Consider the following 7,976-nt stretch of genomic DNA (forward strand, 5'->3'; position numbering starts at 1 on the left):
AAGAGAATTTAGAAAGGTAATTATTTGTGAAAAAAACTGTAGGGGTTTGGTCTCCAAACCCTCCTCAAAATGGAATTGGAAAACCAAACCCCTAGGATAAAATTTGACAACCTACTTAGTATTGCGATAAATGTTTAAAGACTATTCCTCAAATCACGAGTCAGAAGGTAAGAGAATTTAGAAAGGTAATTATTTGTGAAAAAAACTCTGGGGGTTTGGAGACCAAACCCCTACGATAAAATATGACAACCTAACTTCAATTATTCAGCAATTAATATCATGTCCGGTAGCATCCGTATTGTATAGGGAAGTTCAATAATTGATAATTGATAATGGATAATTGATAATTACCTCTGGTTAAAACCGTTACGGAATTGAAGATTGGGAAATATCATTTCTTCTCTTGGTCGATTGGATATGGCGAGGAGACCCGCTCTTGCAGAGCCGCTTCGCTAACGCCATCCCATCCTAACGGAATGCTCCGCAAACGACTGCTTTTTTCCCCTTCAAAGGGGAGGCTTTAAACCACAATTATTTAATTAACAATTAATAATTAATAATTCGGTAAGGAAGAAGGCTTTAGTTATCTAGGAGAGAAGGAAGAAAGCTTTAGTTATCTAGGAAAAAAGCTTTAAGAGCAGAAAAAACCTTAAATATGATAGATATTTCCCCAGCTTTTATACCAATTCCCATGCATTAATGCTATACTTGAGTGACACTTCAGTTATCAAGTAATTAACACAGGTAAAATAAATTATTACCTAATTATTAGTCATTTAATGTTCATTATTCTTCTGTGTACAGACGTTGCATGCAACGTCCCTCCCCCACCTAATCAAATATAGCAAGGTTTTTGGTAAGTGGTATTACACGCTCCGATACCAACGGACATGATATAAAACTTGCTGAATAACCTTTTTAATAATTATTAGCAAGGAGAGTATTAGTTATTCTTGTGTTTACCGAAATATTCTGGTTTAAAGCCTCCCCTTTTAAGGGGATAATAAATAAAAATTTTCCTGTTTGTCAATCCTCTTCTTTTCAAGGAGAGGTAATTCGCGCATTCTAAATTCTTAATTCTTAATTCTTGAAGGACTTTGCATGGAACGTCCCTACCTACTCCCCTACTCCAGAAAATTTGGAAAAGTTTTGGAGAAATAGTATTATATCTATATTTCCCTGTTCCCAACTTCAGCCAAAAATCTATAGTAAAAAAACAGTATTAATTATGAGTCAATGTCTGAACCCCAACTGTCTAAATCAAAATCCACCAAACACAAACTTTTGCCAAAAATGCGGAGCAAAATTGCTTTTAGCCGAACGTTATCGTGCTGTAAAAATTATCGGTAAAGGTGGTTTTGGGAGAACTTTTAAAGCAGTAGATGAATTTAAACCTTCCCAACCATTTTGTGTAATTAAACAGTTTTTTCCTGACGCTCAAGGAACACAAAATCTGGAAAAAGCAGCAGAATTATTTGCTCAAGAAGCAGTTAGATTAGAAAGTTTAGGAAAACATCCTCAAATTCCTGAATTATTAGCATTTTTTACTCAGGATAATCGTCAATATTTAATTCAAGAATTGATTGAAGGGAAAAATTTACAGCAGGAATTAGAAACAACAGGTCAGTTTAATGAAACTCAAATTTGGGATTTATTAAATGATTTATTGCCAGTCTTAGAATTTATTCATTCTCAACAGGTAATTCATCGGGATATTAAACCGGAAAATATTATTAGACGACCCGACTATTCTGGGAAAAAAGGAGAATTAGTATTAGTAGATTTTGGGGCAGCTAAATATGCAACTCCTAATACTTTGGCAGTGACAGGAACGGTTATTGGTTCTGCTGGATATGCTGCACCGGAACAAGCTGTGGGAAAGGCAATTTTTGCTAGTGATATTTATAGTTTGGGAGTAACTTGTATCCATTTGTTGACTCAAGTTGAACCGTTTGAGTTGTTTGATGTGAGTGAAAATGATTGGGTTTGGCGAGATTTTTTAGCTTCTTCTATAAGTGATGATTTGGGTAATATTTTAGATAAGATGATTGTCGGAGCAACTAAGAAAAGATTTCAGTCAGTAGAGGAAATTTTGGCATTGATTAAACCTGATATTTTTGATTCTTCGCGCTCTGAAAAACAGGTCAGTGATTTTTCTCCATCTGCGTCTATTCCAGAAGTAGAATTAAGTTCGGAAGTGGGAGTAAATTATGGTGATTTGCGTAATTTTTTGGCTGCTAAAAAATGGCGAGAAGCAGATATAGAAACCGCAAGGTTAATGTTAAAAATAGCTCACCAAGAAAGTCGGGGTAAATTAAATATTCGTTCAATTGATAATTTTCCCTGCACTGATTTACAGACTATTAATCAACTATGGGTAAAATATTCAAATGGTAAGTTTGGTTTTTCTGTGCAAAAAGAGATTTGGGAAAGTTTTAGTAATCAAACCTTTTATTTAACTTATGAAAAATTTGGCGATCGCTTAGGTTGGCATTCAATTCTGGGTTGGACTAACTACGATAATTTAATATTTAATGTGGAAAAAGCGCCGGATGGTCACTTACCTGCGATGTTTGCGATGAGTGGAAATTGGGTATGGTTTATGGAGCTAGGAAAGTTATTTTCTGCTCTGAGAAAAAGACTTAAAAATTGTGAAATATAGGTATCATTTCAAGAATTTAGAATTTAGAATGGGCGAATTACCTCTCCTTGAAAAGAAGAGTATTGACAAACAGGAAAATTTTTATTTATTATCCCCTTAAAAGGGGAGGCTTTAAACCAGAATATTTCGGTAAAACCCGCTTGATAAGGAGTATTATAGAACCAATTTGGGATTTATGATTGGGAGTGTGGGGAAATGGGGACATTTTTCTACTTTTTTCCCCTATTTTATTTCTCAATAGTCAGGAGGGAAGAATAGGGAATTTTAAGTCACGAGGAGGAGAAAGTTTTTTTTATCACTAATTATCAATTATCCATTAGACCTCTCCAGACAATAAACTTGCTCTTTATTTAAGATAAGCTAGAGTTGTAAAATTCAGTGACAGAATTATTTTTCGTATCTTTTTCGTAAGAATAAATTCCCTGTTCCCTGTTCCCTCTAAGAGCAAAAAGTCTATATCTTTTTCGGATATCTCTATTATCAATTAATAAATTACCAAGGATTACCAATTAGTGTAAAAGCTGACCAATAATAAGGGTGGGAAAAAGTTTCATCACCAAATTCTGCTAATTCTGGTGGTAATTTTAATTCTCCCCTCGTTCCATTTAACTCACCCTTATTCATACCTACCCTTCCTTTTAACATTGCAACTTGAGCTTGTCGAAGCGCTTTTGCTTTTAGCGGTATCTTTTGCAAATGCTCATAAAATTCTGTCATTAATGCTAATGTGCCAATATCACTAACATTCCACAAACTTGCTAATGCGGATCTGACTCCCGACTTTACTGTTAACCCAGCAAAACCCAATTCTGCTTGTTTATCTCCCAATGCAGTACGACAAGCACTCAAAACTAATAATTCTACTGGTGGTTGATTCAATTTTAACTTTTCTACTTCATCTAAGCTAATTTGTTCATCATCCCAAAACTGTATATAAGACTTATCAGGTTTTCCTGGTTTAAATTCAGCATGGGTGGCTAAGTGAACAATTTCATAAGGTTGTTTTTGTCGTTGTTGTTGTAAATTTTCAACTGTAAATTCTTGATTAATAAATACTTTACCTTCCCATAAAAATCCTGTAATTTTATTTATTTCTACTGGTACCGCTGGTAAAGGTGATAATTCTTTAAATTCTGATGCTCCCATTGCTAAAATTTGGGCATTTGTAATTTTATTATAGTTAGTATCTATCAGATTAAATGCAGGAATTCGAGCAATGGCATACTTTTCGATAATAAAATTTTCTCCATCATGTAATGCTGCTAATGGTAAAGTCCGCAAATTCAGACCTAAGCAGAACATTATGGTATCTATTTTTTCTGTTTCTAGTCTAGATTCTAATGGCCTGAACATCCATTCATATAGTTTTTGTGCTGGTTCTAAATATGATGTAGTATTGAGTTTTCTGGGATTTGTTATTTCTACATTTAGGCTTCTGACTGTATTAATTAACTTTTGCCTATCTGCTTCTTTCACACTATAAATTTCTGGTTTTGTGCCAGGAGTTATTAAAATTAACTGCATTTGTTTTTCCCGTTGCCAAACCCAGATAACAGCAGGTTTTGTACCAGTTTGTTCAGATAAATTAGTGAGTGTTTCAGCTATATCTTCAGCCGTTACTGAAAAGTCACCCAGATTTTCATCAAAATAATTTTCATAGTCTCTTTCCCAATGTTGCTCAACTTCATTGACTGCTTGAATAAAGTCTTTTTGTTGCAAAAATATTTCCCAATCTTCTTCTTTAACAGCGATCGCTGATTGTTTTGGTAAAATAATGTTTAAGGTAATTGTACTAACAAAAATAAATATAAATAATAAACAAAAAATAATTCTTTTTTTCCATTTCTGATGAAACATAATTTTACTCCACAGCTTAGTATTACTGGTTTAAGTATACTTGTTAAAAGTTAGTAGTAAATCAACCTAGAAATTTGAAATGGGAAGTATGTTGAGATGATAAATTAATATTATATCATATCTGGATGAATAGTTATAAATAATTAGGTATACCCCTCCTCAATAATTAATAATTAATGACTATCACGGCGCTGAGGAGCAATATATAAACGTAAGCATTCAGCACATCGCGTATCAGCTATCAGCTTCTCAAACAAGTCTACATTTCCCACAACACAATTATTGTATGGGGTTGACAACTTAAAAAGTTGTTTTTGTCTTTCAATTTATGGCTGGAAAATGTGCTATAAATTAAATGAATAATTGCTTAATTCATTAAAGAGCTGTTAGCTCCGCATTCCGTAGGAAGAGCTGACTGCTAATAGCTGTTAGCTCCGCATTCCGCAGGAAATGCTTACATATAAACTATTTACCTAGCACTCGCCCTCGGAATATATTAATTATTCATTATTCATTATTAATTACAAAGGGAGGCTTTAAACCTTAATTGTTGAATTAATAATTAATTATTGACGCTTCAACTATTAATTATTCATTATTAATTATTAACTATTAATTATTAATTATTCGGTAAGATTTTATCGTAGAGGTTTGGTCTCCAAACCAAGTGCATAAATAGGATTTGGAAACCAAATCCCTACAGTTTTCACACGCAAATCATTTAGGATTACTATAGGATTCAGGAGCGAGAAGAAGAGGAATAAATCAGGTATTAGCATGGGAAAGAGGAGCAATTTTTTTTCTCACTAATTAAGCGGATATGATATTATATAGACGCTTATAAAAAACTCTAAAATAGGATGATTTTTGATTATTTGTATGACAACAAATATAATTATAAATTTTTAATTTTTCCTAACTTATTGGAATTAAATAATCTTTCCACAAATCAAAGTTAGTCGTCCTACCCAGTAAAAATACACCTGCTCCTTCTTTTCTTGATTGAATCAATAAATTACAGGTATTTGCTATAACATAATCTATACAATCTCGATCTGCCAATAATACATCTTGTTCAGTTTCATATAATGAAATAGTTTTATTACGCAAACATCTTCTAGCATAAAATGTTGTAATGTCTCGTGCTAATATTTGTTCAATCCAGGATTTTGATCCAATTGCAAACCCTTTACTTGGATTACACATAAATACTAATCCACAAATACTACTAATAATAGGTTTTATAACTTGTTCTTTTTCATTTAAAACTTTTTCTAATGGTAAATTTTTACTTTCTAAATCTTGAGGAGTATAAACTATTTCGTTAATTTTTTTCAATTCTTCAGATGATAATCTAGTAAAAGTTATAGTAGCTACTTTTTGCCATTGTAGAAATTCTATCCATTTTTCATCTAAATTACATTCCTTAGCACCAGAAATTATACTTTTTAAGTATCTCTTAGAAGGAGGAACTCCCTCTTTAATAGTCAAAACAGGTAATTTGATTTGTTCTTTATAAGCTATATACGTTACAGCAGCGATCGGATTTGTTGAAAAATAAGGTAAAACTTCTACATTTTCTTCTTGATAGACATTACCTTTACCTTCTAATCCATCAATAACTGCTTTACATTCCGGTGATATTTCATATAAACAACCATGCACAATAGAATTTTTTTTATAGACTAAATTAGCATAACTTGGGTCAATATTATTAGTTGGGATATGTAAATTAAATTGTAATTCAAAATCTTTTAGTATAGCTGGTTGAGAATCTAAAATTAGTGATGATGGTTCTTTTTTGTATCTTTCCTTTGTTTGAGGATTTGATGATAATTTGAATTCTAATAATGATTTAGACAAGTTGGAGCCATAGGCAAAGTATTTAATACTAGATGTAGAACTGGATAAATTTTCTGAATTGGAAAGCATATAACCTTAATTCGTAACTAATGAATAATTTTGATTTTATCAGGAATTACCCAAGTATGCTATGGCCGTGGTAGTAATAGTTGATAGTATTCTTGCATTTCCAGTTGTTCTGTATTCCAATGTGATTTGAGAAAGGCTATATCTTGTTTATTCAACTAATAGCAGTGAGGAGGAACGAACGATATTAAATTAGGAGCTTTTTTTGCCTTGACGACGAGTAAGAGTTAAACCAGCAGCGACTATTCCTAGACCGAATAATGTAGTTGGTTCTGGTACTTTTTTCGTATCGGAGAACAAACCACCAGAGAAAGTTAGACCTTCTACTGTTTCACTTGCATCTAGTTTTGCTTCAATATCAGCTACTGTGGTGTCATTTATCTGGAATGTTAAATTACCTGCACCATCTGTTACTTCTCCTGTTTCACTCACAAACTCTCCCCAAAGTGCTACATCTATTGCTACGTTAGCTCCACTTTGGCTTAATGTGTAATTTGCTTGAGTGAGATTAAAAACGTTCAGACCATCTGTTAAACTGGAGTCATCAGTTAAATGACTATATACAGTACCTGGTGTTTCTCCTCCAAGAATATCTACTTCTAAGTAACCAAAATCTAGGAATGAATCTACTTGTTTGAGTTGAGCCAAAACTGACAATTTGTTCACTAATATATGCAGAGTTGAAGTTGGTAAAAGTACCTCCGTGTGTGTCAGCATCAATTATAACTGGAGTGAGAGTAAAATTGAAAGATAAACTGTCTTTGCTTAATAAAATATTGCTTACCTCACCATCTCGGATACCTGAACTAAGATGAAAATCTCCATTTAATGCAGCACTATGAGCAGTAGTAGCAGATAAGAAAGCAAAAGGGATAGCAGCGATAGATGCAACGATTTGGTTTTTCATGGTTTTTGATTTCCTGTGTTTGAACTCTATGTTTTTATCATCACCCTTTTTTCTGGTTATGGTGGTGACTTGTGAGTAAAATTATGGTGATTTTTCGGTTAGGTTTAAGTGAGTCACAGGTGCCGATGGTGGTGACTTCTAAGTAAAATTACGGTGATTTTTCAGTTGGGTTTGAGTGAGTCAAAGATTACAACAAAGTGAAGTAAATGAGTGCTGGGTGGTGATGAGCATCACTATCTTAAAAAGCAGTCAGCACTCAGCAGTCAACGTGCTAGGAGAGTGGAGCATTCCGGAACAGAAAGGGGATTTTAACCCAGAGCTGCTAAAAGCTGAATCGCGCAGTTACAACCCAGGAGGCTAACGTATGGGCTAAAAGCTAATAGCTAGTTAACTCTATTAGACTTCTCCAAAAATGAAAAATTAAATCAATTCTTATCCATAAATTATCAATTATATCATGTCCGGATGTAATGGTATAAATAAAATATTTGGCGATCAAGAGGATACATTTTAATTTCTCCCCTACTCCCCTACTCCCCTACTCCCTTACTCCCCTACTCCCTTACTATCGGGACTTTAGTGAAAAAATAGTAAAAAAAAGGGTATAATATATATCTGATA

The 7,976-nt window shown here is 33.3% G+C and carries 4 protein-coding genes; 1 reads left to right on the plus strand and 3 read right to left on the minus strand.

What is annotated here, in order from left to right:
* The first annotated feature begins 1,228 nt into the window (after window positions 1–1,228).
* A complete protein-coding gene (locus tag ACP6PK_RS31635; RefSeq protein WP_426565776.1) occupies window positions 1,229–2,662 on the plus strand; it encodes a GUN4 domain-containing protein in 1,434 nt (477 codons plus the stop codon).
* Window positions 2,663–3,154: 492 nt separating this feature from the next.
* On the opposite strand, the gene ACP6PK_RS31640 is transcribed toward ACP6PK_RS31635, so the two are convergent.
* The 3 genes from ACP6PK_RS31640 to ACP6PK_RS31650 form a co-directional block, all read right to left on the minus strand.
* Window positions 3,155–4,519 carry a CHAT domain-containing protein gene (locus ACP6PK_RS31640; RefSeq protein WP_426565778.1) on the minus strand — a complete coding sequence of 455 codons (1,365 nt, stop codon included), beginning with the start codon at window positions 4,517–4,519 and terminating at the stop codon, window positions 3,155–3,157.
* 915 nt (window positions 4,520–5,434) lie between these two features.
* Window positions 5,435–6,451 carry a gamma-glutamylcyclotransferase family protein gene (locus tag ACP6PK_RS31645; RefSeq protein ID WP_426565780.1) on the minus strand — a complete coding sequence of 339 codons (1,017 nt, stop codon included), beginning with the start codon at window positions 6,449–6,451 and terminating at the stop codon, window positions 5,435–5,437.
* A 189-nt stretch (window positions 6,452–6,640) separates the two neighbouring features.
* Window positions 6,641–7,114 (minus strand): PEP-CTERM sorting domain-containing protein, encoded by a 474-nt coding sequence (locus tag ACP6PK_RS31650; RefSeq protein WP_426565782.1) that lies wholly within the window; start codon window positions 7,112–7,114, stop codon window positions 6,641–6,643.
* Window positions 7,115–7,976 lie beyond the last annotated feature (862 nt).

It is taken from the genome of Dapis hubbardiae BLCC-M172 (genome assembly GCF_050016015.1).
Lineage (GTDB): Bacteria > Cyanobacteriota > Cyanobacteriia > Cyanobacteriales > Microcoleaceae > Trichodesmium.

Excerpts from the sequence above, each read along its gene's own strand:
- ACP6PK_RS31635 (WP_426565776.1), top strand. The coding sequence starts at position 1,229 with ATGAGTCAATGTCTGAACCCCAACTGTCTAAATCAAAATCCACCAAAC.
- ACP6PK_RS31640 (WP_426565778.1), bottom strand. The coding sequence starts at position 4,519 with ATGTTTCATCAGAAATGGAAAAAAAGAATTATTTTTTGTTTATTATTT.
- ACP6PK_RS31645 (WP_426565780.1), bottom strand. The coding sequence starts at position 6,451 with ATGCTTTCCAATTCAGAAAATTTATCCAGTTCTACATCTAGTATTAAA.